This window comes from Streptomyces sp. NPDC054842 (assembly GCF_053611025.1).
The window spans coordinates 141849-168718 of record NZ_JBSGZN010000016.1 but is presented as its reverse complement, the minus strand read 5'-3'; the positions used below and the strand labels follow the sequence as shown (position 1 = coordinate 168718).

The following is a 26870-nucleotide window of genomic DNA, read 5'->3' as shown; positions in this document are numbered from 1 at the left end:
TTCCCTGCGGTCCGGGCGGGCGGGAGCCGTCTCTCGCGGGCCTCCCTGGCGCGTGTGGGCGCCGCGCTGGCGGTTCGGTGGTGGGTCGGGGCCGTGCCGGTGCATCCGGCCGTCGGTAGTTGGTGCTGGCCCCCGTGACCAGATTCCTCGGTTGGGTACGTCCCGTGCCCGACGGCCATGTGATGTACCGGCACGGCCCCTCCCGTGCGAGGGCGGCTGCGGGCCGTCGTTCCCTGCGGTGCAGGCGGGCGGGAGCGTGCCTCGCGGGCTTCGGGTGGGCGCAGCGGCACCGGGTCGCCGACCCGCCTCGGCCTCAGGCGTAGCGCCGGGCGCATGCGTACGTGGGGGAGTGGGCCCACCAGGGGGCGCCGGGGGCGTTGTCCCGCCTGGGCCTCGGCCTTAGCGGGGGCGCTGGGAGTGGGTGGCGGGGGCGGAGGCGGTGGGGGCGGTTGTCGTAGCCGTTACGCTGGAGGCGTGGCAGTCGTCGATGTATCCGAAGAGCTCAAGTCCCTCTCCTCGACCATGGAGTCGATCGAGGCCGTCCTGGACCTCGACAAGATGAGGGCAGATGTCGCCGTGCTCGAGGAGCAGGCGGCCGCGCCGTCCCTGTGGGACGACCCGGACGCGGCGCAGAAGATCACCAGCAAGCTGAGCCACCTCCAGGCCGAGGTCCGCAAGGCGGAGGCCCTGCGCGGCAGGATCGACGACCTGAGCGTGCTCTTCGAGATGGCCGAGGAGGAGGACGACCCCGACACCCGTGCCGAGGCCGAGACCGAGCTCACCGCGGTCCGCAAGGCCCTGGACGAGATGGAGGTCCGTACCCTCCTCTCGGGCGAGTACGACTCCCGTGAGGCGGTCGTCACCATCCGCGCCGAGGCCGGCGGCGTCGACGCCTCCGACTTCGCCGAGAAGCTCCAGCGCATGTACCTGCGCTGGGCGGAGCGGCACGGCTACAAGACCGAGCTGTACGAGACGTCGTACGCGGAAGAGGCCGGCATCAAGTCGACCACCTTCGCCGTCCACGTGCCGTACGCGTACGGGACCCTCTCGGTCGAGCAGGGCACGCACCGCCTGGTGCGCATCTCGCCCTTCGACAACCAGGGGCGCCGCCAGACGTCGTTCGCCGGTGTCGAGATCCTGCCGGTGGTCGAGCAGACCGACCACATCGAGATCGACGAGTCCGAGCTGCGCGTGGACGTGTACCGCTCGTCCGGTCCGGGCGGCCAGGGCGTCAACACGACCGACTCCGCGGTCCGCCTGACGCACCTCCCCACCGGCATCGTGGTCTCCTGCCAGAACGAGCGCTCGCAGATCCAGAACAAGGCCTCCGCGATGAACGTCCTTCAGGCCAAGCTCCTGGAGCGGCGCCGCCAGGAGGAGCAGGCCAAGATGGACGCCCTCAAGGGCGACGGCGGCAACTCCTGGGGCAACCAGATGCGTTCGTACGTCCTGCACCCGTACCAGATGGTCAAGGACCTCCGCACCGAGTGCGAAGTCGGCAACCCCGAGGCCGTGTTCAACGGCGAGATCGACGGTTTCCTGGAGGCCGGAATTCGCTGGCGCAAGCAGCAGGAGAAGTAACCGGGTCCGGTTACCGCCGCTTTGTCGACAAGGCAACTGCCGTTCTCCGGACGGCAGTTGCCTTTCGTGTGTGGGTTGTCTGGGTTTTACATCACAGTCACATGTCCTCACGGCAGGCAAATGGCACCCATCGGGACATCGCGTGCGCAACGACCTTGACGCTGCTTTGAAAAGTGGGAAGGGTGACGCGTGGCATGCGTATCTCCGGGGCGCATGTGAACCGGGGGGCTTCGCAACGCCGCCTGTGACGCCGTGGCCCCGGGCGCTGCTCCACTGACGATGAGCTACTGGGGGTAGCAGGCAGATGACCAAGAAGACGCGGATCCGCGTGGCGCGCATAGCCGCCGGCGCGGTGATCGCAGCCGGTGCGTCCCTGACCGCCGCGGGTGCCGCTTCGGCACTCGACGTCGGCGTGAACGTGGGCGGACTGAGCGTAGGAGCCAGTGCCGACGCGGACGGGATCGGCGTGCAGGTCGCCGGTCCGGACGACCCGACGACGCCTACACCGACCCCGTCGAACACGGGCCTTCCGACCGACCCGGAGCCCACTCCGTCGGCCACTCCTCCGTCCGAGGACCCGCCGGAGCCGTCCGCCGAGCCGAGCGAGCCGGGCGACCCCACCGAGCCGGGCAACGGCAACGGCGGCGGTAACGGCAACGGCGGTGGCAACGGCAACGGCGGTGGCAACGGCAACGGCGGCGGCGACGGCTCCGGTGGCAACGACACCGACCCGGACGGCGGCTCCCAGCCGGTCGAGCAGGGCGAGGGCTCCTCGGCCCTGACCGACACCGGCTCGGACGCCTCCGACACCACCGCCCAGGGCGACAACGACGGCGAGCTCGCCGAGACGGGTGCCGGTCAGACCGCGTTCCTGCTGGTCGGCGCCGCCACCATGATCGCCGGCGGTATCGGCTTCCGTCTGCTGCCCCGCCTCGCGGGCGGCCGCGGCGGCGCCGCCGCCTGACGCACGGCCGTGTGACACACCACACGTGAGAAAGGGCCCGGAGCGAGTGCTCCGGGCCCTTTCCCGTGTCGGACGTGGACTGTCCCGCCGGTCGCGGGGCAGTGGTGAAAGAGGCGGTGCGGGCCCTAGCGGGCCAGCAGTGCCACCGCGGCGATCAGCACGGCGAGCAGTGCGATCAGTGCCATCGGGTTCATTCCGGCGAAGGGGCTCTCCTGCTGGAGGCGCTCCCTGTTCGCGCGGCAGACGTGGCAGCGGCCCTCACTCACGGGCGAAGCGCAGTTCGCGCACACCAATCGGTCGTACGTCATGCGCCGGCCCTCCTTGCGCTGTCTCTCCGCGTGTATAACGCCGCGGGGAACGAGAGCGTTCCCCCTCCACTGTGCCAGGTTCCGCGGATTTCGGCGCGGCTCGCCCCATCCTGCCCGGTCCTGGCGGGAAGGACGCCCGTTCCCGGCCGGAAGACGTCCCTCCCACCCCTCAGATCCGGGACAAAACGCGCAAGCCTCGCGCAACCCCGTACGCCGACTGCGCTCGCGCACCCGGTTCGCGTATGGTCACGCACACCTACCCCCGGCGACCCGTGGTGCATCCGTGATCCGATTCGACAACGTCTCCAAGGTCTACCCCAAGCAGACCCGCCCCGCTCTCAGGGATGTCTCCCTGGAGGTCGAGCGCGGTGAGTTCGTGTTCCTCGTGGGGTCCTCCGGCTCCGGGAAGTCCACCTTCCTCAGGCTGGTCCTCCGTGAGGAACGGGCCAGCCACGGTCAGGTGCACGTGCTGGGCAAGGACCTCGCGCGCCTCTCCAACTGGAAGGTGCCGCACATGCGCCGCCAGCTGGGGACCGTGTTCCAGGACTTCCGTCTCCTGCCGAACAAGACGGTCGCCGAGAACGTCGCCTTCGCGCAGGAGGTCATCGGCAAGTCGCGCGGCGAGATCCGCAAGTCCGTGCCCCAGGTGCTCGACCTCGTCGGCCTCGGCGGCAAGGAGGACCGGATGCCCGGCGAGCTCTCGGGCGGTGAACAGCAGCGCGTCGCCATCGCGCGCGCCTTCGTCAACCGGCCGAAGCTCCTCATCGCCGACGAGCCGACCGGAAACCTCGACCCGCAGACCTCCGTCGGCATCATGAAGCTGCTCGACCGCATCAACCGCACGGGCACGACCGTGGTGATGGCGACCCACGACCAGAACATCGTGGACCAGATGCGCAAGCGCGTCATCGAGCTGGAGCAGGGCCGTCTCGTCCGCGACCAGGCGCGCGGCGTCTACGGCTACCAGCACTGACGATCCACGGAAAGGCATAAGCGAACGCCATGCGCGCCCAGTTCGTTCTGTCGGAGATCGGTGTCGGTCTCCGTCGCAATCTCACGATGACCTTCGCCGTCATCGTCTCGGTCGCCCTCTCGCTCGCCCTGTTCGGCGGTTCGCTCCTGATGAGCGACCAGGTGAACACGATGAAGGGCTACTGGTACGACAAGGTCAACGTCTCGGTCTTCCTCTGCAACAAGAGCGACGCGGAGTCCGACCCCAACTGCGCCAAGGGAGCGGTCACCACCGAGCAGAAGGAACAGATCAAGACCGACCTGAGCAAGATGCCGGCCGTCGAGAAGGTCGAGTACGAGTCGGCGGACCAGGCGTACAAGCACTACAAGGAGCAGTTCGGCGACTCCCCGCTGGCCAGCTCCCTGACGCCGGACCAGATGCAGGAGTCGTACCGCATCAAGCTGGACGACCCGGAGAAGTACCAGGTCATCGCCACCGCCTTCGACGGCCGGGCCGGCGTGCAGTCCGTGCAGGACCAGAAGGGCATCCTGGACAACCTCTTCGGGCTGCTGAACGGCATGAACTGGGCCGCGCGCGCGGTGATGGCGATGATGCTGGTCGTCGCCCTGATGCTGATCGTCAACACGGTGCGCGTCTCCGCGTTCAGCCGCCGCCGTGAGACCGGCATCATGCGGCTGGTGGGTGCCTCCGGGTTCTACATCCAGGCGCCGTTCATCATGGAGGCCGCGGTCGCCGGACTCATCGGCGGCGGTGTCGCCTGCGGCTTCCTCGTGGTCGCCCGGTACTTCATCATCGACCACGGCCTGGCCCTGTCGGAGAAGCTGAACCTGATCAACTTCATCGGCTGGGACGCCGTGTTGACCAAGCTGCCGCTCATCCTCGCGACGAGCCTGCTGATGCCGGCGCTGGCCGCGTTCTTCGCGTTGCGCAAGTACCTGAAGGTGTGACGCATGCCAAGAGGGCCGTACCGCCAACAGGCGGTGCGGCCCTCCCGCGTTGTCCTAGACTCACCGGCATGTCAGGCCGTGACCTGTTCTGTCAGCCCCGCCGCATCGGCCGCGGGGCCGCCCTGACATTGCTCTTCGCCGGTGTGCTCGCCGCCGGCGCCGCGACCGGCTCCCTTCCCGAGCACGGCCAGAAATCCCCGTCCGGCGCCCAGCGTCCGGTCCCGGCAGGCCACCGCGAGGACGTCACCCGCGCCGCCGCCGAGGCCATGGCCGACGGCAAGTCGCCCATGGAGGCCGCCGAACGCGCCGTCAGCCGCAGCGGGGACCGCTGGAGCGCCGTCTACTCCCAGGGCGAGTACGAGGAGTTCGAGGAGGCGCTCGACGGCCAGTACACCGGCGTCGGGCTGTGGGCCCGGCGCGAGCGGGACGGCCGTATCGAGGTGTCCCGCGTGCAGAGCGGCTCGCCCGCCGAGACCGCCGGGATCCGCAAGGGGGACCGGCTGCGCAGTGTGGACGGCCGGACGGTCGAGGGGCGGCCGGTGACGGAGGTCGTCTCGCTGCTGCGCGGCGACGCCGAGGACGCGTCCGCGGGCACGCGGGTCTCCGTCGGCCTGGAGCGCGGCACGCGCGCGTGGAGCGAGACGCTGCGCCGGGCCCGCCTGTCCACGGACCCGGTGACCGTGCACCGCCTCGCCGGCGGCGTCACCGTGATCAAGGTCGCCGCCTTCACCAAGGGCTCCGGCGAACGGGTGCGCGCCGCGGTCGCCGAGGCGCCCCGGAAGGCCGGAGTCGTCCTGGACCTGCGCGGCAACTCGGGCGGGCTGGTCACCGAGGCCGTCACCGCCGCCTCCGCCTTCCTGGACGGCGGCCTGGTCGCGACGTACGACGTGCGCGGCGCCCAGCGGGCCCTGCACGCCGATCCCGGCGGCGACACGGACAGGGCCCTGGTGGTCCTCGTCGACGGCGGCACGATGAGCGCCGCGGAACTCCTCACGGGCGCCCTCCAGGACCGCGGCCGGGCGGTCGTCGTCGGCTCCCGGACCTTCGGCAAGGGCTCGGTGCAGATGCCGAGCCGGCTCCCCGACGGTTCGGTCGCCGAGCTGACCGTCGGGCACTACCGGACGCCCGCGGGACGCACCGTCGACGGCCGGGGCATCACCCCCGACCTGGAGGCGGACCAGGAGGCCGTCCGCCGGGCGGTCACGGTACTGAGCGGGCTCGGCGACCCTGCGTAGCCTCCGGGGGCCGATGCGGAAATCCGGTTCCCCCGCCGCCCCCCTGTAGTGCGAAAATGGCCAGCACTATGGCCAAGGGAATGTACGTACCGAAAGAGTCCCAGCAGAAGCAGGGCAGCCAGGCCGCGTCCGGCAGGACCAAGGACGGCAAGAAGAAGATCGTCGCCCAGAACAAGAAGGCGCGGCACGACTACGCGATCATCGACACCTACGAGGCCGGGCTCGTGCTGACCGGCACCGAGGTGAAGTCGCTGCGCCAGGGCCGGGCCTCGCTCGCCGACGGCTTCGTCCAGATCGACGGGAACGAGGCGTGGCTGCACAACGCCCACATCCCGGAGTACAGCCAGGGCACCTGGACGAACCACACGGTGCGCCGCAAGCGCAAGCTGCTGCTGCACCGTGAGGAGATCGACAAGCTGGAGGCGAAGTCGCAGGAGACGGGTCACACGATCGTGCCCCTCGCCCTGTACTTCAAGGACGGGCGCGCGAAGGCCGAGATCGCGCTCGCCCGCGGAAAGAAGGAGTACGACAAGCGGCAGACTCTGCGGGAGAAGCAGGACCGGCGCGAGTCGGACCGGGCGATCGCGGCGGTCAAGCGCAGGGAGCGGGGGCAGTAGCCCCGCGGTGACGCCCCGGTGGCGGGCGGGCCGCGGGGAATAGGCTGGCATCGTGGCGCGTTGGTCACGTACGATGGCACTGCACCTCACAGCGGGTGCGTGGACCGCGAGGTCCGGCTTTGAAAAATCAACATGGGGATGATCGGTTTCGACAGCGGCTGTCGAAGCAGGGGAAGCGAGCCGAGGAAGCGGCAATGATCTCGTAAACCATATGTCGCAAAAAATAATCGCCAATACCAAGAGCGATTCCCAGTCCTTCGCCCTCGCTGCCTAATAAGCAGTGAGTGAAGGACCCTTAATGGGTGTCAGCCCGGGAGTGTTCCCGACCCGGATCCTGGCATAATCTAGGGAACTAAACCATCGGGCCCGGTCACGGGGTTCGATGGGAAATCAAACAGTGACTGAGCCCGTCGGAGACTTGTTCGCGTGATCTCCGGGGCTGAGAAAATCGCAGCGAACTGCGCTCGGAGAAGCCCTGATTCTGCACCGTTGGACGCGGGTTCGATTCCCGCCATCTCCACTCATCCCATGTTTGTGATTCATAGTGACGAAGGCCCCGCAGCTCCGGCTGCGGGGCCTTCGTCCTGTGCGGGCGCGTCCGGTACGGGCATACGAGGCGGCTTGGGGCGGGTGCCGGGCGCGCAGGGCCTGGCACCGGTGCTGTCCGGTGGCGGCGGACGCGGCCCGCCGTCGGCACTCTTGCCGACTTGGTCTGGACCTGACACGCTCGGCGCGCCGCCCCCCGCGTCCCCAGGCCGCTCCCTCTCCGGAGGTCCGTATGCGCCACAGACCGTCCCGACCCTCCCGCGGAACGACCGGCGCCCGCCGGGCGCACGGCTTCGGCGAACCGCGCACCAGCGTGCTCGCCGTCCTCGGGCTGCTCCTCGCCCTGCTGGTACCGCTTGCCCCCGCCGCCTCCGCCGCCACCGTCACCCCGCCGCAGATCTACGGCGCCTGGCACTGCGGCGACGACGCCTGCACCTGGGGCACCGTGCGCGGCGTCAGCGCCTTCGACTCCATGAACCACTGGCTCGTCGACCGGGGCGACGGGCGGCCCTCCGTCAACCTCGTGGTGCTGAGCTTCGTCGAGCCGCAGCGGCTGCTGCACCGCACGAACGACGCCACGACCGTGAACGGTGTCCCCCGGGGCATGACCCGGGAGATCGTGCAGTACTTCACCTCGCGCGGAATCCGCGTGATGCTCTCCATCGGCGGGATCACGTACACCGACGAATGGGACGCCGCCCTCGCCGAGGACGCGGCGCAGCTGGGGCGGAACGCGGCGGCGGTCGCGAGCGACCTCGGCGTCGGCATCGAGATCGACTACGAGCAGAACACCGACCCCGACCTGGCCGGGCTCCAGTCCTTCATCGACGCCTACCGCTCGGCGCACCCCTACGACGCCTCGGGCGCCGATCCGGCCGCCCGGCTCACCATCGACACCGCGGCCGGCGACCGCTGGCTGATCGGCATCAACCGCAAGGCGACCGCCGACTGGCTGCGCACCGACCGGCCCGTGCTCGACTACACGAACGCCATGGTGCCCGCGCGCCAGCCCTCCACGAGTTCCGCGATCGCCAACTGGCAGGAGCACGTGGACGGAAAGCCCACCTATTCACCGCCGGTGCCGCCGCTCGCGCCCGCGAAGTTCACCGGCGCCGTCTACATCAGCGACCAGACGAAATCGCTGCCCGAATGCGTCGACTTCGCCAACTCGCTGCAGAACTCGACGGGTTCCTTCGTGCAGAGCGTCGCCCCGAACGGGGCCGGGGTCACCTCGGGCATGCTCGGCCACATGTTCTGGGCCGCCGAGCGTCCCTCCACACGCGGCACGGGCACCACGCCGCCGGGCACCTGCGAGGGCGGCGTCGGCGCCGGCGCGAGCGCGTACGGCATCCCGCTGCCGATGCCCCCGCTGCGGCAGGGCTGAGGCACTTTCCGGCCGGTCACCGGTCCCGTATGGGGGTGCGCGCCCGTACGGGACCGGCCCGGTGCTGTCGCGGCCGGCCTCGGCGTACGGGGCCGGACACCAGCCCGGGGCGCGCCGTTGTGGGGTCCCGGGCCATATCGGGCAGTGGTTGAGGCTTCTACGGTCCCTCTCCATGACACCGACCAGAGCCGCGTCACGCCCCCTCGTCCTGCTGGCCCTGCTGGCCGCCCTCCTCTCCGTCCTGCTGGCACCGGGACGGGCCTCCGCCGCGTCCCCGCAGGAGGTGACCGGCTTCGGGGCCAACCCCGGAGCCCTGAAGATGTACCGGTACGTGCCCGACGGACTGCCCGCCGGGCGGCCCGTCGTCGTCGCGATGCACGGGTGCACCCAGAACGCCGCCGGATACGGCACCGGCAGCGGCTGGCTCCAGCTCGCCGACCGCTGGGGCTTCTCCGTCGTCCTGCCGCAGCAGCAGTCCGCCAACAACCTCAACTCCTGCTTCGACTGGTTCCAGAGCGGTGACATCGCGCGCGGCCAGGGCGAGGCCGCGTCCATCGCGCAGATGGTGGACCGGCAGCTCGCCGACGTCTCCGGCGACGCCTCGCGCGTGTACGTCACCGGGCTGTCCGCGGGCGGCGGGATGACCACCGTGATGATGGCCGCGTACCCCGAGAAGTTCGCCGCGGGCGGGGTCGTCGCGGGACTGCCGTACGGGTGCGCGCAGGCGGCCGGGTCGCCGTACGTGTGCATGTACGTGGGGGCCACCCAGACCGCGGGGCAGTGGGGCGACCGGGTGCGGGCCGCGCGCCCCGGGTACACCGGGCCGTGGCCGACGCTGACCGTGTTCCAGGGGACGGCCGACTACACCGTCAAGCCCGTCAACATGACCGACCTGATGAAGCAGTGGACCGACGTCCACGGCGCCGACCAGACGGCGGACGCCACCGGCACCGTGGCGGGTTACCCGCGCCAGGTCTACCGCGACGGCACCGGCCGTACCGTCGTGGAGACGTACGGCATCACCGGCATGGGCCACGGACAGCCCGTCGACCCGGGGACCGGGGCCACGCAGTGCGGGACGGCGGGGGCGTACGTCCTCGACGTGAACCTGTGCGCCGCCCACGCGCTCGGGCACGCCTGGGGACTCGGCTGAGTCGGTAGCGGTCCGTTCCGCCGGGCGGTCCCGTCCGGTTCCGGCCGCACGGCCCGGCCCGCCGTGCGGTCGGGCCGGGCCCTCCGTGTGGTCGGGCCGGGCATTGCGGGACCCGCTCCGCGGGCTCAGTCCGCGCGGCGGGGAGCCGTGCTGGAACGTTCCGTCAGCCGGGGTTCCAGCACGGTCGCCTCCGGTACGGGCGTGCCGCGCAGCTTCCTCATCAGGAGGTCGACGGCGGCCGTGCCCAGCTCGTCCGAGGGCGGGGACACGGCGGTGACCGGCACCCGGGCCCGCTGCGCCGGTTCGTCCGGGCAGATCGCGGCGACCGAGAGATCGCCGGGGACCCGCAACCCGAGCGCCTCGAAGGCGTCCACCAAGGGCGCGAGCACCGCCTCGTTGTGCGCCACGACCCCGGTCAGCGCGGGCCGCTCCCGCAGCAGCCGTTCCGCGACCGAGCGGGCGGCGGCGGGCGTGGCCTCGCACGGGTGCACCGAGGAGGTCATCCGGTGCCGGTCGGCCGCGGCGGTGAAACCCCGTACGACGTGCTGGGCGGAAGCGGTCCCGCGCACGTACACCTCGGGCGGCGGCCCGACGAGTGCCACGTCCCGGTGCCCGAGCCCCGCCAGGTGACCGACGCACAGCTCCGCCGCGGCCCGGAAGTCCAGGTCGACGCAGGTCAGCCCGCCGGGCGCGGCCGGGAGCCCGATGAGCACCGAGGGCCGGTCCAGTGCCCGCAGCAGCGGCAGCCGCGGGTCGCGGAGCTGCACGTCCATCACGATCAGCGCGTCCGCCAGGGCGCCGTCCGCGACCCGCCGCAGCCCCTCGTCGCCCTCCTCCCGGGTGAGGAGCAGGACGTCGTGGCCGTGCCGGCGCGCGGCCGTCACCGCGGACACCGCGAACCGCGTCACGGCCGGCACGTGGACTCCCGTCCGCAGCGGCACCACCAGGGCCAGCACCCCGGACCGGCGGCCGGCGAGCGCCCGGGCACCGGCGTGCGGCCGGTAGCCGAGCTGGCGGATGGACGCCTCGACGCGCCGCCGGGTCTCCGCGGAGATGGGGCGCTTGCCGCTCAGGGCGTACGAGACGGTGCTCGCGGACACCCCCGCGTGCCGGGCCACATCGGTGATCCTGACCATCGGTCCGCCTCCCCGCTCCCGCTTCGGCTCCGGGACGGGAGGTCGGCCCGGCCCACGCCCTCGTCCACGCCCCGCACGATCGCGTCGAAGCGCTTCGACGGGCGAAGGTATGTGGGGGGCGTGGGCACGTCAATGGGGTGCGCGGGAATCAAGCCGGTCGTCCCACGGGCCGGACGGTGTACGCGAGTTCACTTCCCGGGGCCCCGCCTGCCCCGTACCGCGCCCGCCGCCGAGACCGCCAGCGCGAGCGCCCCCGCCGCCACCGGCACCGCGAAACCGGCCGCCGCCGAGGCCCGTTCCACCACCCAGCCGCCCGCCGCCGAACCGCAGGCGATGCCCCCGAGGAGCCCCGTCACCGCGAGCGTCATGCCCTCGTTCAGCCGGCCCTCGGGCGTGCGTTCCTGGACGACGGTCATGCCGGTGATCATCGCCGGCGCGGTCGCCGTCCCGGCCACGAGCAGGGCGCCCGCGAGGACGACGAGGGACCCGGTCAGGGACGCCGCGAGCAGCGGCAGCGCCATCAGCGCGGTCATGGCGGCGAGGCACCGGGGGAACAGGCGCGCGGCGGGCCCGCCCGGTCCGCGCGCCCCGTACAGCAGGCCCGCCGCACAGGAACCGGCCGCCTGGAGGGCGAGGACCGCACCCGCGGCCGGACGGTGGCCGCGCTCGTCGGCGAACGCGATGGTGACGATCTCCATCGCCCCGAAGACGGCGCCGACCGCGAGGAAGGCGAGGAGCAGCGGGGCCATGCCGGGCGCGCGGAGCGGCGAGCCGCCGGCCGGGCCCGGGCCGCGCCGCACCGGCGGTTCCGTGGCGCGCTGGGCGGCGAAGACCAGGACCCCGGTGACCAGCAGGACGGCGCCGGTCAGCGTCCCGGCCTCCGGGAAGAACGCCCCGCACAGGAAGGCGGCGAGCACCGGGCCGAGCATGAAGCACAGCTCGTCCACGGCCTGTTCGAAGGAGTTGGCGGTGTGCAGAGCCTCGGCGTCCCCGGCGAAGAGGTGGGCCCAGCGGGCGCGTGACATGCCGCCGGTGTTGGGCGTCGTGGCCGTGGCGGCGTACGCGGCGAAGAGCGTCCAGGCCGGGGCGTCGTGGTGGACGCAGAGCAGCAGTGCGAGCGAGCCGAGCGCGGCGGTCACCGTCGCGGGCACGGCGACGCGGGCCTGCCCGTAGCGGTCGACGAGCCGGGCCGTCCACGGGGCGACGACCGCGGTCGCGGCCAGGCCGGTGGCGGTGACGGCGCCGGCGAGCGCGTACGAGCCGCGCGACCCGGCGATCATGATGACCGCGCTGACGCTGAACATGCCCATGGGCAGGCGGGCGAGCAGGTTCCCCAGCGTGAAGGCGCGGGCGCCCGGCACGGCGAAGAGACGGCGGTACGGGGCGCGGGTGCGGACGGAGGGGCCGCGCCCGAGTCCGCGCCCGGGTTCGCGGGAGGGTCCGTCCTCGGGTTCGCGGGAGGGGCCGTGCCCGGGTCCGTCGCCCGGTGGCGGGCCCGCGCGGTGCTTGCGGCGGGGGCCGAGGTCGGCGACGACCAGGGTGTCCCCGGTGACGGTGGCGAAGATCGAGGGCGGTTCCCCGGAAGGCTGACGCGGCATGGCCCCACCGTCGCCCGGGCGCCCGGCGGCGGTCCAACACCGAAGTCGATGGCGATTGACGCACCTCGGTTGTAAGTTCGCCGGATGCCCGCCGATCCGCGCCTGCTGCGCGCCTTCCTCGCCGTCGCCGAGGAACTCCACTTCACCCGCGCCGCCGCCCGTTTGTACGTCGCCCAGCAGGCGCTCAGCCGGGACATCCGGCGCCTGGAGCGCGAGTTGGGGGCGGAGCTGTTCACGCGGACCACCCGGCAGGTGGCGCTGACGTCCGACGGCGTCCGGCTGCTGCCGTACGCGCGCCAGGTGACCGACGCGCAGGACGCGCTGCTGGCCGCCTTCGGCCGGGCGGGCTCCGGCAGGCGGCACCCGGCCGCGGAGACGCCCCTGCTCGTCGACGTCAACTCGCCGGGGCTGATCTCCGGCCGGGTCCTCGAGCGGGCCCGCGAACTCGCCCCGGACAGCGAGCTGATGGCCCGCTTCGAGAGCGGACTCACCGGCGCCGCCCAGGAGATGCTCGCCGGCCGGCTGGACGCGTCCTTCGGCAGGTTCGGCGGCCTCGATCCCGCGGTCCGGGCCCGCCTGGAGCACCAGCCCGTGCGGTACGAGCCGATGGCGGTGCTCCTGCCCGAGGACCACCGGCTCGCCGCCCTGGACGCGGTGCCGCTGGACGCGCTCGCCGGCGCAACCGTCTACGCGGGCGCGGGGAACCCCTGCACGCTGGAGTGGACCGACCTCGCCCTGCGGCTCTTCGAGGGGCGCGGAATCGAAGTGGCGTCGCCCGCGCCGGTGGCCATCGGGGCCGAGGAGTTCCGGCGCGTCATGGCGAAGACCCGGACCCCGGTCCTCGCCGTGGTGGATTTTCCGGCCATGCCGGAGACGGTGCTGCGTCCGCTCGTCGACCCGGTCCCGCTGTCGCCCGTGTCGCTCGTGTGGCGAAAGGGCCTGGTGCACTCGGGGCTCGACGCGCTGCGCCGGGCGGCCCTCGAACTGGCTGGCGAGAAACAGTGGTTGGAGCGTCCGGCCGATGGATGGATTCCAGCCACCGATGCACTCATCATGATGACTCTCTGATGACTTAGCGCAACGGGTGTCACCCGTGTGCGCTACATTCGTGGCCCGGGCGCAGTGTGACAAAAGGGGGCGCTCGGACCGGGTTGGGGGCCCGGTCCGGCCGACAAGTACCGACAAAGTGCGTAGTGCCCGGGGTCGTCGCGTGCGCCTCGAACCTGTCCCTGGGGGATGCACGTGCGCGTAAAGAACTGGCGGAAAGACGCCCAACCCGATCAGCAAATTGCAGACTCGGACGGTGTCGGTCAAGCCACTCCTTCGACCCGAAGCCACACCCGGTCACCGGCACCCGTGCCGGCGCCACCGGTGTCCATCCCCGAGCAGGTGACCTGGCCGGAAGCCGCCCGGACCTCCTCGTGGCCGACCACCGAGCGGGCGGCCGTCCCGACGGCCGTTCCAACGGCCGTCCCGACGGACGACCTCTTCGCCGAGCCGACGACCGGACCGGAGCCCGCCGGGCGCCGGTCCGCCGGCACGGCCGACGGCCCGTCACCGGCCGCTGCGAACACGTCCGACGACACCGCCGGACCCGTCGGCGAAGCGGGCGACCCGGCCGCCGGGCAGGCGGACGGCGCGGCCGTACCGTCCTCCTGGGAGCGGACCGGCGAGCCGAGCCACACGCACGACCCGCACGAGGTGACGGTCCAACTGGACGGCGCCGGGCGGGAGGTGGGGGCCTGGCCGGGCCGGCGCGTCCGGACCGCCCCGGGCGGAGCGGACGGCTCGGACGGCCCGGTCTTCGTCGACGAGTCCGGCCGCCGCGGCCGCACCTTCCGCCGCCTCGGCGTCGTCGTCGGTCTCGCGTGCGCGGTGTACGCCGTCGTCATCGGCGTCACCCTCCTGTCGGGCAACTCCAACGCGCCCTGGCTGCCGGTGCCCGCCCGCCAGGACGAGCCGCCGGCCGGCCGGGTCGACATCCCGCCGGTGCCCGTCGACGACGCCGAACCGCCGGGCGCGGGCAGCGCCGTGCCGGGCGCCGGTCCCTCGGCCGGCGGCACCGTCTCGGCGTCCCCCGGCGGCGGCCCCTCGGCCCGCCCCTCGGGCAGCGCCACCGCCCCCGCAGCGAGCACCAACCCGAGGCCCACGGCCGGCACCGCCCGCCCGAAGCCCAGCTCCACCAGCAAGGACCCGGGCCCCGGACCGTCGGCGACCGTGTCCGGCCCGCCGGCCCCGAGCACCTCGGTCGGCGGCCCCCCGAGCGGCTCGTCCTCGCAGCCCCCGGCCGACGACGGATCCGGCACCACCACCGTGTCCGACACCACCGGCACCAGGGACTCCGGTACCACCACCACCGTGGCCGCCGCCGGCTCCCCGCGCGGGGAGAACGTCCTCTGATGGCACCCCGCACCCGGCGCGACGGCCGCGCACCGCGTACCGGCCGCCGCGTCCCCGCCCCGCGCACCGGGCGTGCCGCCCGGCGGGCGCCCGCGGCACGCGCCCGCCGCCGCCTGCCCATGCGCTACCTGCTGCCCTCGCTCCTCCTCGTCGCCCTCATGGCGATGCTGATGCTGCGCGGCTTCGTGCACAGCGAGATCCTCGCCGACCACCGCGTCCGGTCCGCCGCGCCCACCGACCGGGTGCCGGAGAAGATCCTCGCGGGCGGCCCGGTCATCGACACCCGCGGCGGCCGGACCGCCAGCCTGGACGTCCCGGACCACCGCCTCGTCCTCACCTTCGACGACGGCCCGGACCCCACCTGGACGCCCAAGGTCCTCGACGTCCTCGCCGAGCACCGCGCGCACGCCGTCTTCTTCGTCACCGGCACCATGGCCTCGCGCCATCCCGAACTCGTCCGCCGGATGGTGCGGGAGGGCCACGAGATCGGCCTGCACACCTTCAACCACCCCGATCTCTCCTACCAGTCGAAGAAGCGCATCGACTGGGAGCTGTCCCAGAACCAGCTCGCGCTCGCCGGCGCCGCCGGCATCCGCACCTCCCTGTTCCGGCCCCCTTACTCCTCCGCCGCCGACGCGATGGACAACCGGTCCTGGCCGGTCACCCGCTACATCGGCACCCGCGGCTACATCACGGTCGTCAACGACCGGGACAGCGAGGACTGGCGCAGACCCGGCGCCGCCGAGATCGTCCGCCGCTCGACCCCCCGGAACGGCGAGGGCGCCATCGTGCTGATGCACGACTCGGGCGGGGACCGCCACCAGACCGTCCAGGCGCTCGGCACACTGCTTCCGGAACTGCGGGAGCGGGGCTACCGGTTCACGAACCTCACCGAGGCGCTCGCCGCGCCCAGCGCGCACACCCCCGTGAGCGGCCCCGACCGGTGGAAGGGCGAGGCCTGGGTCCTCGCGGTGCGGGCCTCCGAGCGGACCACCGGCGTGCTGGTGGCTGGCCTCGCCGTGATCGGCGTCCTGGTCTTCGCCCGCTTCGGGCTGATGCTGCTGCTGTCCGGCCTGCACACCCGCCGTGTCCGCCGCCGGGACTTCCGCTGGGGCCCGGCCCCGGTCACGGAACCGGTCTCGGTGCTGGTCCCCGCGTACAACGAGGCCAAGTGCATCGAGAGCACCGTCCGTTCCCTGATGGCGAGCGAGCACCCCATCGAGGTGGTCGTCGTCGACGACGGCTCCAGCGACGGCACCGCCCGGATCGTCGAGGGACTGCGGCTGCCCGACGTGCGCGTGGTGCGCCAGCTGAACGCGGGCAAACCCGCCGCCCTCAACCGCGGCCTGGCCAACGCCCGCCACGACCTCGTCGTGATGATGGACGGCGACACGGTCTTCGAACCGGCCACCGTCCGCGAGCTGGTGCAGCCCTTCGCCGACCCGAGGGTCGGCGCCGTCGCGGGCAACGCCAAGGTCGGCAACCGCGACTCGCTGATCGGCGCGTGGCAGCACATCGAGTACGTGATGGGCTTCAACCTCGACCGCCGCATGTACGACGTCCTGCGCTGCATGCCCACCATCCCGGGCGCGGTCGGCGCGTTCCGCCGCTCCGCCCTGGAGCGCGTCGGCGGGATGAGCGACGACACGCTCGCCGAGGACACCGACATCACGATGGCCCTGCACCGGGACGGCTGGCGGGTGGTGTACGCGGAGAACGCGCGCGCCTGGACCGAGGCCCCGGCGTCCGTGCAGCAGCTGTGGTCCCAGCGCTACCGCTGGTCCTACGGCACCATGCAGGCGATCTGGAAGCACCGCCGGGCGATCGTCGAGCGAGGCCCCTCGGGCCGGTTCGGGCGCGTCGGCCTGCCGCTGGTGTCGCTGTTCATGGTCGTCGCCCCCCTCCTGGCCCCCCTGATCGACGTCTTCCTCCTGTACGGAGTGGTCTTCGGGCCGACCGAGAAGACCGTCCTCGCCTGGCTGGCCGTGGCGGCGGTGCAGGGCGTCTGCGCGGCCTACGCCTTCGCACTCGACCGGGAGAACATGAGCCCCCTCGTCTCACTGCCCCTCCAGCAGATCCTCTACCGCCAGCTCATGTACGTGGTGCTGCTGCAGTCCTGGATCACCGCGCTCACCGGCGGCCGGCTGCGCTGGCAGAAACTCCGGCGCACCGGCGACGTACGCCTGCCCGACGCGCTGCCCGACGAACGGCAGCCCGCGATGGACGGGGGACCGGTCGCATGAGCACCTCGTCACAGGGCGCCGCCCGGCCGGGCGTGGACACCGGCCTCGGCACACCGTCCGGGCCGGGGGCGCCGTACCCGACGGCCACCGTCCCGCAGCAGGCCGCCGGCCGGGAAGCCGCCGCGCCTCCGGGCGGCACGTCCGAGGCGGCGGCCCCGCGCCCGGGCCGGGACCGCTACTTCGACCTGCTGCGCGCCGTCGCGCTGTTCCGGGTCGTCTTCTACCACCTGATGGGGTGGGCCTGGCTGCCGCTGGTGTTCCCCTCCATGGGCGTGATGTTCGCCCTCGCCGGCAGCCTCATGGCCCGCTCGCTCAAGCGCCCGGCACTCCAGGTCGTCAAGGGCCGGCTGCGCAGGCTGCTGCCCCCGCTGTGGCTGCTCGGCGTCGTCGGCGTGTCCGGCATGGTCCTCCAGGGCTGGGGCCCGGACGCCGAGGGCCACCCCGGCTGGTGGTGGCTCCACCTGGGCTTCTGGATCCTCCCGCTGAGCGATCCGCCCTACGCGGAGGGTCTCCCGGGCTGGCACGGCATCCTCGGCGAGGACTGGGCCGCGGAGTTCGCCGGACCCCTGTGGTACCTGCGGGCGTACATCTGGTTCGTGCTGCTGTCGCCGTTCCTGCTGCGGGCGCTGCGCGCGCTCCCGTGGGCGACGATCCTCTCCCCGCTCGCCCTGGCCCTGGCGCTCGAACTGGAGTGGCTCACCCTGCCCGGCGAGCGCGTCCCCTCGACGCTCACGGACTTCAGCACCTTCGGCGCCTGCTGGATCCTCGGCATGGCCCACCAGGACGGGATCCTCGCGCGCATCCCCCGCTACGTGGTCCCGTCCGTGGCGCCCGCGGTCGCCTGCCTGGGCCTCTGGTACGCGATGCGGCACAACCTCACCGAGGGGCACGACCTCGACGACATCCCCGTCGGCCAGGCCCTCTGGTCGTTCGCGACGGTACTGCTGCTCCTGCACTTCAGCCCCTCGTGGTCCGAGTGGCCCCGGCTGCTGCGCCGCTGGGACCGGCTGATCACCCTCTTCAACTCCCGCGCGGTGACGATCTACCTCTGGCACAACGTGTGCATCCTGATCGCCGCCACCCTCTGGGACCGGCTCTGGGGCATCGACGTGATGTGGCGCCACTACGCCTGGCTGCTGGAGAGCCCCTGGCCGGTCCTGGCCGCCACCTGGCTGCTCGTCGGCGGCTGCGTCGTCTGCTTCGGGTGGATGGAGGACCTCGCGGCCAAGCGTCCGCCCCGGTTGTGGCCGGACGGTTCCCGGCCGAAGCGGGCGGGCACCCACCGGGGCTGAACCCCCACGACCAGCACACCGGCAGGCCCGGGCACGCCGTACGCGGCGGCCCGGGCCTGCCGTACGCCCACCGCCGGCGGTGACGGGCCGCGGTCCGGGGCCTCACCGCCGCCCCCGGCCGCACGTGAGAGCAACGTTCCCTTCCGGTCACCCACAGCCACAGGGCGGAAACGCGCTCTCCCTACCTTCAGGAGTCGTCACCCGTACGACACCCGAGCACCGGAGAACCGTGGAGGCGTCATGACAGCCCCGAGCACAGCCCCCGCACAGAGCAGGGGAGGCCGCTGGATCGACGAGTGGGACCCCGAGGACGAGACCTTCTGGAAAGAGACCGGTGAGAAGGTCGCCCGGCGGAACCTGTTCTTCTCCGTGCTGTCCGAGCACATCGGGTTCTCGATCTGGACCATGTGGTCCGTGCTCGTGCTGTTCATGGGCCCGGAGTACGGCCTCACCCCGGCCGACAAGTTCATGCTCACCTCGATGGTGACGCTGGTCGGCGCCGTCGTGCGGGTGCCGTACACCTTCGCGGTGGCGATCTTCGGCGGGCGGAACTGGACGATCGTCTCGGCGAGCCTGCTGCTCATTCCGACGATCGCCGCGTTCACGGTGATGGAGCCGGGGACCTCGTTCTCCACCTTCCTGCTGGTCGGCCTGCTCGCCGGCATCGGCGGCGGCAACTTCGCCTCCAGCATGACCAACATCAACGCCTTCTTCCCGCTGCGCAAGAAGGGCTGGGCGCTCGGTCTGAACGCGGGCGGCGGCAACATCGGCGTGCCGGTGATCCAGCTCGTGGCGCTCGCGATCATCGGCGCGAGCGGCGGACCGCGGGTGCTGCTCGGCATCTACATCCCGCTCATCGTCGTCGCCGCCGTGCTCTCCGCCGTCTACATGGACAACATCTCGTCCGTGAAGAACGACACCGGCGCCGCCAAGGACGCCGCGCGGGACGGCCACACCTGGATCATGGCGTTCCTGTACATCGGGACGTTCGGTTCGTTCATCGGCTACAGCTTCGCCTTCGGCCAGGTGCTGCAGAACCAGTTCGGGCGCACCCCGCTGGAGGCGGCCTACGTCACCTTCATCGGACCGCTGCTCGGCTCGCTGATCCGGCCCGTCGGCGGCTGGCTCGCCGACCGGTACGGCGGCTCCAGGATCACCCTGTGGAACTTCGTCGCCATGGCCGCGGCCACCTCGGTCATCATCGCGGCCTCGATGCAGAAGTCGCTGCCGCTGTTCACCGTCGCCTTCATCGCGCTGTTCGTGCTCAGCGGCCTCGGCAACGGGTCGACGTACAAGATGATCCCCGGCATCTTCCAGAACAAGGCCCTCGCCAAGGGGCTGACGGGAGAGGCGGCCGCCGTCTACGGGCGCCGGCTGTCCGGGGCCTCCATGGGGCTCATCGGCGCGGTGGGCGCGCTCGGCGGCGTCGCCATCAACCTCGCCTTCCGGCAGTCGTTCCTCTCCTACGGCTCCGGCACCGGGGCGTTCGTCTCCTTCCTGGCCTTCTACGGGGTCTGCTTCGCGGTCACCTGGGCCGTATACCTTCGCCGTCCGGCGGCCGCCGCGAGCTCCACGACCGCGGCCTCGGAGACGAACCCGCAGCTCAGCTACGCCGAAGTGTGACGTTACACGCGCGACACGCGGCTGAACCGAGCCTGTCACGGGGCGTTGACAGGCTCGGGCCAGCCGCGACCGCACGACGACTCGAGCGCACGACGAGAGCCGGGACGAACGCCATGTACGACGAACAGCAGCGACCAGACCACGGCCCCCTCGCCGGGTTCACCGTGGGCGTGACGGCCGCGCGTCGGGCCGACGAGCTCGGAGCCCTGCTCCAGCGGCGCGGCGCCCTCGTGGTGCACGCCCCCGCCCTGCGCATCGTGCCGCTCGCCGACGACAGCGAGCTGCTCACCGCCACCAAGGAACTGATCGACCTGGCTCCCGACGTGGTGGTCGCCACCACCGCCATCGGCTTCCGGGGCTGGATCGAGGCCGCCGACGGCTGGGGCCTCGGCGAGGACCTGCTGGCACGGCTGCGCGGGGTCGAGCTGCTCGCCCGCGGCCCCAAGGTCAAGGGCGCGATCCGGGCGCAGGGGCTGACCGAGGCGTGGTCGCCGTCCTCCGAGTCCATGGCGGAGGTGCTCGACCGGCTGCTGGACGAGGGGGTCGAGGGCCGCCGGGTCGCCATCCAGCTGCACGGGGAACCGCTGCCCGGGTTCGTGGAGTCGCTGCGGGAGGCGGGCGCCGAGGTGGTGGGCGTACCGGTCTACCGGTGGATGCCGCCCGAGGACATCGGCCCCGTGGACCGGCTGCTCGACGCCGCCGTCACCCGCGGTGTGGACGCCCTCACCTTCACCAGCGCCCCCGCCGCGGCCTCCCTGCTCACCCGCGCCGAGGACCGGGGCCTGCTGCCCGAACTGCTCGCCGCGCTCCACCACGACGTGCTGCCCGCCTGCGTGGGCCCCGTCACCGCGCTGCCGTTGCAGGCCCACGGCATCGACACCGTCCAGCCCGAGCGCTTCCGGCTGGGCCCCCTCGTCCAGCTGCTGTGCCAGGAACTGCCCGGCCGGGCCCGTACGCTGCCGGTCGCGGGCCACCGGGTGGAGATCCGCGGGCACGCGGTGCTGGTCGACGAACGGCTGCGGCCGGTGCCGCCCGCCGGGATGTCCCTGCTGCGGGCCCTGGCCCGGCGGCCGGGCTGGGTGGTCTCCCGGGCCGACCTGCTGCGGGCCCTGCCCGGCGCGGGACGCGACGAGCACGCCGTGGAGACGGCGATGGCGCGGCTGCGGACGGCGCTGGGCGCGCCCAAGCTGATCCAGACCGTGGTCAAGCGCGGCTACCGGCTGGCGCTGGACCCGGCCGCCGACGCCAAGTACGCCGATTCCTGAGCCCCCTTGAGCCGCCCGTACCCGACGAGGGCCCGCACGAGGCAGCCCAGCGCGAGGGTGGACAGCAGGGCCCGCACCACGTTCCACGCCACCCACGGGTCCTCGAACTCCTCGCGCACGGCGGCCGGATCGGCGATGCGCGCCGGATCGCCGGCGTCCGCGAGCGCGTCGTTGAGCGGGATGTTCACCACGACGGTGACCAGGAAGGCGAGCGCGTAGGCGAGCAGCGCCGCCCCCACCCAGCCCCGGAGCCCCGGTTCGCCGCGCGACTGCCAGGCCGAGACCGCCGTGAGCAGCAGCGCCCCCAGGAAGCTCAGCAGGAACACCGGGTTCTGGATCACCTCGTTGACGTTCCGCACGACCTCGACGTAGACGCGGTCCTCGCTGCGCGCCAGCGCCGGCATGACGGCGCACGCGAACACGTAGAAGACCCCGGCGATCAGGCCCGTCGCGACCGCCGCCGCGCCCAGCACACCTCCGGCGGCCGTACGCCGCCCCCTGCCGTTCTGTGTCATGCCGCCCAGTCAACCGGCGAGGCGGGACACGGGACATGGCCGAGGCGCGCGGGCGCATAAGCGGACGTCCAGCGCGGGGGTTCCCGCGACGGCCGGGGAGGGGCACTGTAGGGGGACGGACCCCGCACGGACCCCTCGCGGAGCGGTAACCCAAGGCGGTGACAGGCACATGGCATCGGGCACGGCCACGGCCTCGTACGAGATGCGGTTCGACTCCGGGCGGATCTGCCTGGACCTGGTGGCGACCACCCATCCCGAGGAACGGCTCGGCTCCGCCGAGCGGTTGCGGGCCTGGATCGCCGGCTCCGGCCTGGTGCCCGAGGGGACCCCGCTGGGCGCGGTGGACGAGGCGTGGCTCGTCGCCTGCCACGAACTGCGCGGCCACGTCCAGCGGTTGGTGGCCGGCGAGCTGGACGGCCGGCCCGCCGACGCGGACCTGGCCCGCGTCAACGCGCTCGCCCTGCACGCGCCGCCCGCGCCGCGCGCCGTGCGCGCCGAGGACGGCGCGCTGCTGCGCCGGCTGCACGGGCCGCTGCTCCGCGCCCCGCTGCTCGCGGCCGTGGCGCGCGACGCCCTGGAGCTGCTCACCGACCCCGTCGCGCGGGCCTGCCTGCGGCGTTGCGAGGGGGACAGCTGCCCGATCGTGTACCTGGACACCTCGCGGGGGCGCCGGCGCCGGTGGTGCTCCAGCGAGGTGTGCGGGAACCGGGAGAGAGTGGCCAGGCACCGGCGGCGTGCGGCGCTCGCACGGGCGTGAACTACCCTCCTGTCACACCCCGTACAAGAAATATGTGCGACCACTTTGAACACAGGCGCACCCGCGTCCGTACCCGGTGGTGAGCGACCGACTGGGGGACCCCGGTCGAATCGGGGACACCGGAGGTAGGCGTGCGCAAGGATTCCGCCGTGGCTGATGAACGCCCGCCAAGGGCACGACATCGTGCGTCCCAGCCCTCGGAACCTGACGAGGAGCTGATGCGGGCGCTGTACCGCGAGCACGCCGGACCCCTGCTCGCCTACGTGCTGCGGCTGGTCGCGGGTGACCGGCAGCGGGCCGAGGACGTCGTGCAGGAGACGCTCATCCGTGCCTGGAAGAACGCCGGTCAGCTCAATCGGGCCACCGGTTCGGTACGCCCCTGGCTGGTGACGGTCGCACGGCGCATCGTCATCGACGGCCACCGCAGCCGGCAGGCCCGGCCGCAGGAGGTCGACCCGTCGCCGCTGGAGGTCATCCCCGCGGAGGACGAGATCGACAAGGCGTTGTGGCTGATGACACTGTCTGACGCGCTGGACGACCTGACCCCTGCCCACAGGGAAGTCCTGGTCGAGACGTACTTCAAGGGGCGTACGGTCAATGAGGCGGCCGAAACGCTCGGAATCCCCAGCGGCACGGTGCGCTCGAGAGTTTTCTACGCGCTGCGGTCGATGAAGCTGGCACTGGAGGAGCGGGGGGTGACGGCATGAGCATTTACGGGGGATTCGGAACGGGTAGTCCTGGATCCATGCAGGGATCACAAGGCCCTAACGAGCACGAGACCGTCGGCGCCTACGCGCTCGGCATCCTCGACGACGCCGAGGCGACCGCCTTCGAGGCACACCTCGCCACCTGCGAGTGGTGCGCCCAGCAGCTCGACGAGCTGGCCGGGATGGAACCGATGCTGGCCGCCCTCGCGGACCTCCCCGGCTCCCAGGGCACCCCGGCGATCGGCGAGTCCCTCTCGGCCCGCCCCGGTCCGCGGCTCGCGGAGCGCCTGGTCGACGAGGTCGCGGAGCGGCGTGCCGGCAAGCGCCGGCGCGGCATGTACCTGGTGGCGGCCGCGGCCGCGCTGATCATCGGCGGTCCGCTGACGGTGATGGCGGTCAGCGGCGGCGACACCTCGAACGAAGCCGGGGTGCCGCACCCCACCAGCCCCGCCAAGGCCGCCTTCGACGTGATGTCCGACAAGGTCCACGCCACCGACCCGGGCACCAAGGTCAACGCCGTGGTCGCGACGGAGCCGAAGCCCTGGGGCACCCACGCGGTGCTGGAGCTGAAGAACGTCAAGGGCCCGCTCAAGTGCTCCCTGATCGCCGTCGGCAAGAACGGCGAGCGCGAGACGGTGACCTCCTGGGCGGTCCCGAAGTGGGGCTACGGCATCGAGAACGCCAAGACGGAGCAGGCCAAGCAGCCGCTCTACGTCCACGGCGGCGCCGCCTTCACCCCGAACGAGATCGACCACTTCGAGGTCATGACCTTCGACGGGAAGCGGCTCGTGGAGGTGGACGCGTGAGCGTGCCCCCGCGGGACGCGTGAGCGAACCAGCAGCGCACACGTAGCCTGGCGGGCCCCCCTTCGCGTACGGTTGACGGCTGCCCAGCACGTCAGAAGGGGGCCCGGTGGCCGCTCAGGTTCAACAGCAGGCCGCGCTCGGTCCGGTCGAGGGTTCCGCCGCGCTCGACTCGGCCGGAGATTCCGTACGCGACCGGGAGATCGGCGTCGAACAGGAACACCTGAACCGGGTGTACCAGCGCCTCGAGGAGAAGATCCACGAGGCCGAGTTCCTGATGAACGACGCCGCCCAGCGCGGTCAGGTCGGTACGCCGGGGGCGCTCGCGGAGCGCGACGCCCAGGTGTTCCGCGCGGGAATCCATCTCAATCGCCTGAACAACGAGTTCGAGGACTTCCTCTTCGGCCGGATCGACCTGCTCCTCGGGAAGGACGGCAAGAAGGGCCCGGACGGCGCGTACACCGCGGTCGACCCGGCCGAGGGCGCCGTCCGCGAGGACAACACCGCGGAGATCGCGGAGACGCTCCACATCGGCCGTATCGGCGTCCTGGACGCCGACTACGCGCCGCTGGTCATCGACTGGCGCGCCCCCGCGGCGGCGCCGTTCTACCGGTCGACGCCGGTCGAGCCCGGCCGGGTGGTCCGCCGCCGGGTCATCCGCTCCAAGGGCCGCCGGGTCCTCGGGGTCGAGGACGACCTCATGCGGCCGGAGCTGACGGCGACCCTGGACGGCGAGAAACTCGCCGTGATCGGGGACGGCGCCCTCATGGCCGCCCTGGGCCAGGCCCGCAGCCACACCATGCGCGACATCGTGGCGTCCATCCAGGCCGAGCAGGACCTGGTGATCCGGGCGCCCGCCGCCTCGGTCACCTACGTCGAGGGCGGCCCCGGCACGGGCAAGACGGCGGTGGCCCTGCACCGCGCCGCCTACCTGCTCTACCAGGACCGCCGCAGATACGCGGGCGGCATCCTGATCGTCTCCCCGACCCCGCTGCTCGTCGCCTACACCGAGGGCGTGCTGCCCTCGCTCGGCGAGGAGGGCCAGGTCGCCATCCGCGCCATCGGCTCGTTGGTCGACGGCGCCGAGGCAACCCAGTACGACTCCCCGGCGGTGGCCCGCGCCAAGGGCTCGTACCGCATGCTCAAGGTGCTGCGGAAGGCCGCCCGCGGCGCCCTGGAGGCACCGTCGGGCGCCGGGCGCGGCCCGTCCTCCCGGGGCGGCTCCGGCGGCCCCGCGGGCGGCGAGCAGCTCGCCCTCGGCGAGGACACCGAACAGGCCGGGGCACCCGCCGGTACGCCCGGCCGGCTGCGCGTGGTCGCCTTCGGCCGGCGGATCGAGCTGGAGGCCGACGAGCTGGACCGGATCCGGCAGAGCGCGCTCAGCGGGACCGCGCCGGTGAACCTGCTGCGCCCGCGGGCCCGCAAGCTGCTGCTCGACGCCCTGTGGTCCCGTTCGGGCGCGGGTACGCGGCACACGGACCCCGAGCTGGCCGCCGAGCTGCGGTCGTCCTTCGACGAGGACATCACGGCCGAGGACAGCTTCATCGAGTTCCTGGACGCCTGGTGGCCCGAGCTGACCCCGCGGGGCGTGCTGGCCGCCATGGCCGACGAGAGACGGCTCGGCCGGTGGGCGCGGCGCATCCTCAACCCCGGCGAGGTCCGCAAGGTGGCCCGCTCGCTCAGGCGGGAGGGGCTCTCCGTGCACGACGTCGCCATGCTGGACGAGCTCCAGGCGATCCTTGGGACGCCCGCCCGGCCCCGCAAGAGGCGCGACCTCGACCCGCTGGACCAGCTCACCGGCCTGGAGGAGCTGATGCCGGTGCGCGAGGAGTCGCAGCGCGAGCGGGCCGAGCGGCTCGCCCAGGAGCGCGTGGAGTACGCGCACGTCATCGTCGACGAGGCGCAGGACCTCACGCCCATGCAGTGGCGCATGGTCGGGCGCCGGGGCAGGCACGCCACGTGGACGGTCGTGGGCGACCCCGCCCAGTCCTCGTGGTCCGACCCCGAGGAGGCCGCGGAGGCCCGTGACGAGGCCCTGGGGTCCCGTCCCCGGCGCCGCTTCACCCTGACGGTGAACTACCGCAACCCGGCGGAGATCGCCGAGCTGGCCGCCAAGGTGCTCGCCCTCGCCATGCCCGGCTCGCAGTCCCCGTCGGCCGTACGGTCCACGGGCGTCGAGCCGCGCTTCGCCGTCGCCGGGGACTCGCTCGCCCAGAGCGTCCGGGCGGAGGCCGCGCGGCTGCTCGACCGCGTGGACGGCACGGTGGGCGTCGTGGTGGCCATGAACCGGCGCGAGGAGGCCGCCCGCTGGCTGGCGGGCCTCGGGGACCGGGTGGTGGCCCTGGGCAGCCTGGAGGCCAAGGGGCTGGAGTACGACGCCACGATCGTCGTGTCGCCCGCGGAGATCGCCGACGAGTCGCCCGCCGGCCTGCGCGTCCTGTACGTCGCCCTGACCCGCGCGACCCAGCAGCTCACCATCGTGTCGGCCGACCGGGACGAGCCGGACGGCCGGGGGGTGCCCGATCTGCTGAGGGACTGAGGGGGTTTCCGGGGCCCGCCGACCCGGCGACCCGGAAATGAACTTTCGGGACGGGAATTGCCTTGCGGGGATCGTTTGTTACCTTGGACGTGACACCGGCCCGATCCAAGCCCCCGGGCCCAACCTTCGTCGCTACGAGCGACCACTTGCCGCGAGGCGAGCATGGCGGGTCGGTGTCATTGACCGTACGAGAAGGCCCACCGCCCCCCCGGAGGGGGGCCCTGTCGCAGGCCCCGCCCGCCCGGCGCGCCGGGCGGCGCGGCCCACCCCCCCCCGCAAGGTCG

Annotated in this window: 22 protein-coding genes and 1 other RNA gene; 19 read left to right on the top strand and 4 right to left on the bottom strand. The window is 72.7% G+C overall.

The features are described 5' to 3' along the window. The first annotated feature begins 474 nt into the window (after positions 1–474). Positions 475–1581, top strand: a complete 1107-nt coding sequence (prfB, locus tag ACWGIS_RS15740) for a peptide chain release factor 2 (RefSeq protein WP_121402606.1) — start codon at positions 475–477, stop codon at positions 1579–1581. 304 nt (positions 1582–1885) lie between these two features. After that, positions 1886–2545 (top strand): hypothetical protein, encoded by a 660-nt coding sequence (locus ACWGIS_RS15735; RefSeq protein ID WP_453362958.1) that lies wholly within the window; start codon positions 1886–1888, stop codon positions 2543–2545. 125 nt (positions 2546–2670) lie between these two features. Here ACWGIS_RS15735 and ACWGIS_RS15730 read toward each other — a convergent pair whose 3' ends face one another. After that, entirely contained in the window at positions 2671–2853 is a 183-nt protein-coding gene (locus ACWGIS_RS15730; protein WP_453362957.1) for a hypothetical protein, read from the bottom strand. A gap of 283 nt (positions 2854–3136) precedes the next feature. Between ACWGIS_RS15730 and ftsE the strand changes: the two genes are divergently transcribed. The 7 genes from ftsE (at position 3137) to ACWGIS_RS15695 (ending at position 9708) form a co-directional block, all read left to right on the top strand. After that, positions 3137–3826 carry a cell division ATP-binding protein FtsE gene (gene ftsE / locus ACWGIS_RS15725; RefSeq protein WP_453362956.1) on the top strand — a complete coding sequence of 230 codons (690 nt, stop codon included), beginning with the start codon at positions 3137–3139 and terminating at the stop codon, positions 3824–3826. A gap of 29 nt (positions 3827–3855) precedes the next feature. Next, the gene (ftsX, locus tag ACWGIS_RS15720) at positions 3856–4773 is read left to right on the top strand and encodes a permease-like cell division protein FtsX (protein WP_453362955.1); all 918 of its coding nucleotides are present in this window, start codon (positions 3856–3858) and stop codon (positions 4771–4773) included. A 68-nt stretch (positions 4774–4841) separates the two neighbouring features. After that, a complete protein-coding gene (locus ACWGIS_RS15715; RefSeq protein WP_453362954.1) occupies positions 4842–6008 on the top strand; it encodes a S41 family peptidase in 1167 nt (388 codons plus the stop codon). An 80-nt stretch (positions 6009–6088) separates the two neighbouring features. Next, complete coding sequence (gene smpB, locus ACWGIS_RS15710; protein WP_453362953.1) at positions 6089–6625, top strand: SsrA-binding protein SmpB; 537 nt, start codon at positions 6089–6091, stop codon at positions 6623–6625. A 134-nt stretch (positions 6626–6759) separates the two neighbouring features. Beyond that, positions 6760–7148: a transfer-messenger RNA gene (gene ssrA, locus ACWGIS_RS15705) on the top strand. A 255-nt stretch (positions 7149–7403) separates the two neighbouring features. Then, the gene (locus tag ACWGIS_RS15700; RefSeq protein WP_453362952.1) at positions 7404–8555 is read left to right on the top strand and encodes a hypothetical protein; all 1152 of its coding nucleotides are present in this window, start codon (positions 7404–7406) and stop codon (positions 8553–8555) included. 172 nt (positions 8556–8727) lie between these two features. Next, positions 8728–9708 (top strand): extracellular catalytic domain type 1 short-chain-length polyhydroxyalkanoate depolymerase, encoded by a 981-nt coding sequence (locus tag ACWGIS_RS15695; protein WP_453362951.1) that lies wholly within the window; start codon positions 8728–8730, stop codon positions 9706–9708. 125 nt (positions 9709–9833) lie between these two features. Here the strand turns inward: ACWGIS_RS15695 and ACWGIS_RS15690 are convergent, their stop codons facing one another. Together ACWGIS_RS15690 and ACWGIS_RS15685 are read right to left on the bottom strand one after the other, a co-directional pair. Then, a complete protein-coding gene (locus ACWGIS_RS15690) occupies positions 9834–10844 on the bottom strand; it encodes a LacI family DNA-binding transcriptional regulator (protein WP_453362950.1) in 1011 nt (336 codons plus the stop codon). A 188-nt stretch (positions 10845–11032) separates the two neighbouring features. Continuing rightward, on the bottom strand, positions 11033–12442 hold the full coding sequence (locus ACWGIS_RS15685; protein WP_453362949.1) for an MFS transporter: 1410 nt from the start codon (positions 12440–12442) through the stop codon (positions 11033–11035). A gap of 84 nt (positions 12443–12526) precedes the next feature. Here ACWGIS_RS15685 and ACWGIS_RS15680 point away from each other — a divergent pair, with 84 nt between their 5' ends. The 6 genes from ACWGIS_RS15680 to ACWGIS_RS15655 all read left to right on the top strand — a co-directional run bounded on the left by ACWGIS_RS15680 (position 12527) and on the right by ACWGIS_RS15655 (position 21265). Continuing rightward, entirely contained in the window at positions 12527–13510 is a 984-nt protein-coding gene (locus tag ACWGIS_RS15680; RefSeq protein WP_453362948.1) for a LysR family transcriptional regulator, read from the top strand. Between the two features lie 321 nt (positions 13511–13831). After that, on the top strand, positions 13832–14842 hold the full coding sequence (locus ACWGIS_RS15675) for a hypothetical protein (RefSeq protein WP_453362947.1): 1011 nt from the start codon (positions 13832–13834) through the stop codon (positions 14840–14842). Then, a complete protein-coding gene (locus ACWGIS_RS15670; protein WP_453362946.1) occupies positions 14842–17085 on the top strand; it encodes a glycosyltransferase in 2244 nt (747 codons plus the stop codon). Before ACWGIS_RS15675 ends, ACWGIS_RS15670 begins: the two co-directional genes overlap by 1 nt. Beyond that, the gene (locus ACWGIS_RS15665; protein WP_453362945.1) at positions 17082–18377 is read left to right on the top strand and encodes an acyltransferase family protein; all 1296 of its coding nucleotides are present in this window, start codon (positions 17082–17084) and stop codon (positions 18375–18377) included. The genes ACWGIS_RS15670 and ACWGIS_RS15665 overlap by 4 nt, the downstream gene beginning before the upstream one ends. 240 nt (positions 18378–18617) lie before the next feature. Next, positions 18618–20000, top strand: coding sequence for a nitrate/nitrite transporter (locus tag ACWGIS_RS15660; RefSeq protein ID WP_453362944.1), 1383 nt, complete (start codon positions 18618–18620; stop codon positions 19998–20000). A 113-nt stretch (positions 20001–20113) separates the two neighbouring features. Further along, on the top strand, positions 20114–21265 hold the full coding sequence (locus tag ACWGIS_RS15655) for a uroporphyrinogen-III synthase (protein ID WP_453362943.1): 1152 nt from the start codon (positions 20114–20116) through the stop codon (positions 21263–21265). Here the strand turns inward: ACWGIS_RS15655 and ACWGIS_RS15650 are convergent. Continuing rightward, positions 21214–21780: an anthrone oxygenase family protein gene (locus tag ACWGIS_RS15650; RefSeq protein WP_453362942.1), complete on the bottom strand. Its 567-nt coding sequence runs from the start codon at positions 21778–21780 to the stop codon at positions 21214–21216. The genes ACWGIS_RS15655 and ACWGIS_RS15650 overlap by 52 nt on opposite strands. A 169-nt stretch (positions 21781–21949) precedes the next feature. Between ACWGIS_RS15650 and ACWGIS_RS15645 the strand changes: the two genes are divergently transcribed. From ACWGIS_RS15645 to ACWGIS_RS15630, 4 genes are all read left to right on the top strand, one after another. Next, a complete protein-coding gene (locus tag ACWGIS_RS15645) occupies positions 21950–22537 on the top strand; it encodes a CGNR zinc finger domain-containing protein (protein WP_453362941.1) in 588 nt (195 codons plus the stop codon). Between the two features lie 131 nt (positions 22538–22668). Next, the gene (locus ACWGIS_RS15640) at positions 22669–23244 is read left to right on the top strand and encodes a sigma-70 family RNA polymerase sigma factor (protein WP_121402637.1); all 576 of its coding nucleotides are present in this window, start codon (positions 22669–22671) and stop codon (positions 23242–23244) included. A gap of 38 nt (positions 23245–23282) precedes the next feature. Continuing rightward, a complete protein-coding gene (locus ACWGIS_RS15635) occupies positions 23283–24050 on the top strand; it encodes an anti-sigma factor family protein (protein WP_453362940.1) in 768 nt (255 codons plus the stop codon). 106 nt (positions 24051–24156) lie between these two features. Next, entirely contained in the window at positions 24157–26586 is a 2430-nt protein-coding gene (locus ACWGIS_RS15630) for a HelD family protein (protein WP_453362939.1), read from the top strand. Positions 26587–26870: the final 284 nt, after the last annotated feature.

Bases quoted from the DNA above. Each gene is read 5' to 3' on its own strand.
- ACWGIS_RS15735 (WP_453362958.1), top strand. From the start codon at position 1,886: ATGACCAAGAAGACGCGGATCCGCGTGGCGCGCATAGCCGCCGGCGCG.
- ACWGIS_RS15730 (WP_453362957.1), bottom strand. From the start codon at position 2,853: ATGACGTACGACCGATTGGTGTGCGCGAACTGCGCTTCGCCCGTGAGT.
- ftsX (WP_453362955.1), top strand. From the start codon at position 3,856: ATGCGCGCCCAGTTCGTTCTGTCGGAGATCGGTGTCGGTCTCCGTCGC.
- ACWGIS_RS15715 (WP_453362954.1), top strand. From the start codon at position 4,842: ATGTCAGGCCGTGACCTGTTCTGTCAGCCCCGCCGCATCGGCCGCGGG.
- smpB (WP_453362953.1), top strand. From the start codon at position 6,089: ATGTACGTACCGAAAGAGTCCCAGCAGAAGCAGGGCAGCCAGGCCGCG.
- ACWGIS_RS15700 (WP_453362952.1), top strand. From the start codon at position 7,404: ATGCGCCACAGACCGTCCCGACCCTCCCGCGGAACGACCGGCGCCCGC.
- ACWGIS_RS15695 (WP_453362951.1), top strand. From the start codon at position 8,728: ATGACACCGACCAGAGCCGCGTCACGCCCCCTCGTCCTGCTGGCCCTG.
- ACWGIS_RS15690 (WP_453362950.1), bottom strand. From the start codon at position 10,844: ATGGTCAGGATCACCGATGTGGCCCGGCACGCGGGGGTGTCCGCGAGC.
- ACWGIS_RS15685 (WP_453362949.1), bottom strand. From the start codon at position 12,442: ATGCCGCGTCAGCCTTCCGGGGAACCGCCCTCGATCTTCGCCACCGTC.
- ACWGIS_RS15680 (WP_453362948.1), top strand. From the start codon at position 12,527: ATGCCCGCCGATCCGCGCCTGCTGCGCGCCTTCCTCGCCGTCGCCGAG.
- ACWGIS_RS15670 (WP_453362946.1), top strand. From the start codon at position 14,842: ATGGCACCCCGCACCCGGCGCGACGGCCGCGCACCGCGTACCGGCCGC.
- ACWGIS_RS15665 (WP_453362945.1), top strand. From the start codon at position 17,082: ATGAGCACCTCGTCACAGGGCGCCGCCCGGCCGGGCGTGGACACCGGC.
- ACWGIS_RS15660 (WP_453362944.1), top strand. From the start codon at position 18,618: ATGACAGCCCCGAGCACAGCCCCCGCACAGAGCAGGGGAGGCCGCTGG.
- ACWGIS_RS15655 (WP_453362943.1), top strand. From the start codon at position 20,114: ATGTACGACGAACAGCAGCGACCAGACCACGGCCCCCTCGCCGGGTTC.
- ACWGIS_RS15650 (WP_453362942.1), bottom strand. From the start codon at position 21,780: ATGACACAGAACGGCAGGGGGCGGCGTACGGCCGCCGGAGGTGTGCTG.
- ACWGIS_RS15645 (WP_453362941.1), top strand. From the start codon at position 21,950: ATGGCATCGGGCACGGCCACGGCCTCGTACGAGATGCGGTTCGACTCC.
- ACWGIS_RS15635 (WP_453362940.1), top strand. From the start codon at position 23,283: ATGCAGGGATCACAAGGCCCTAACGAGCACGAGACCGTCGGCGCCTAC.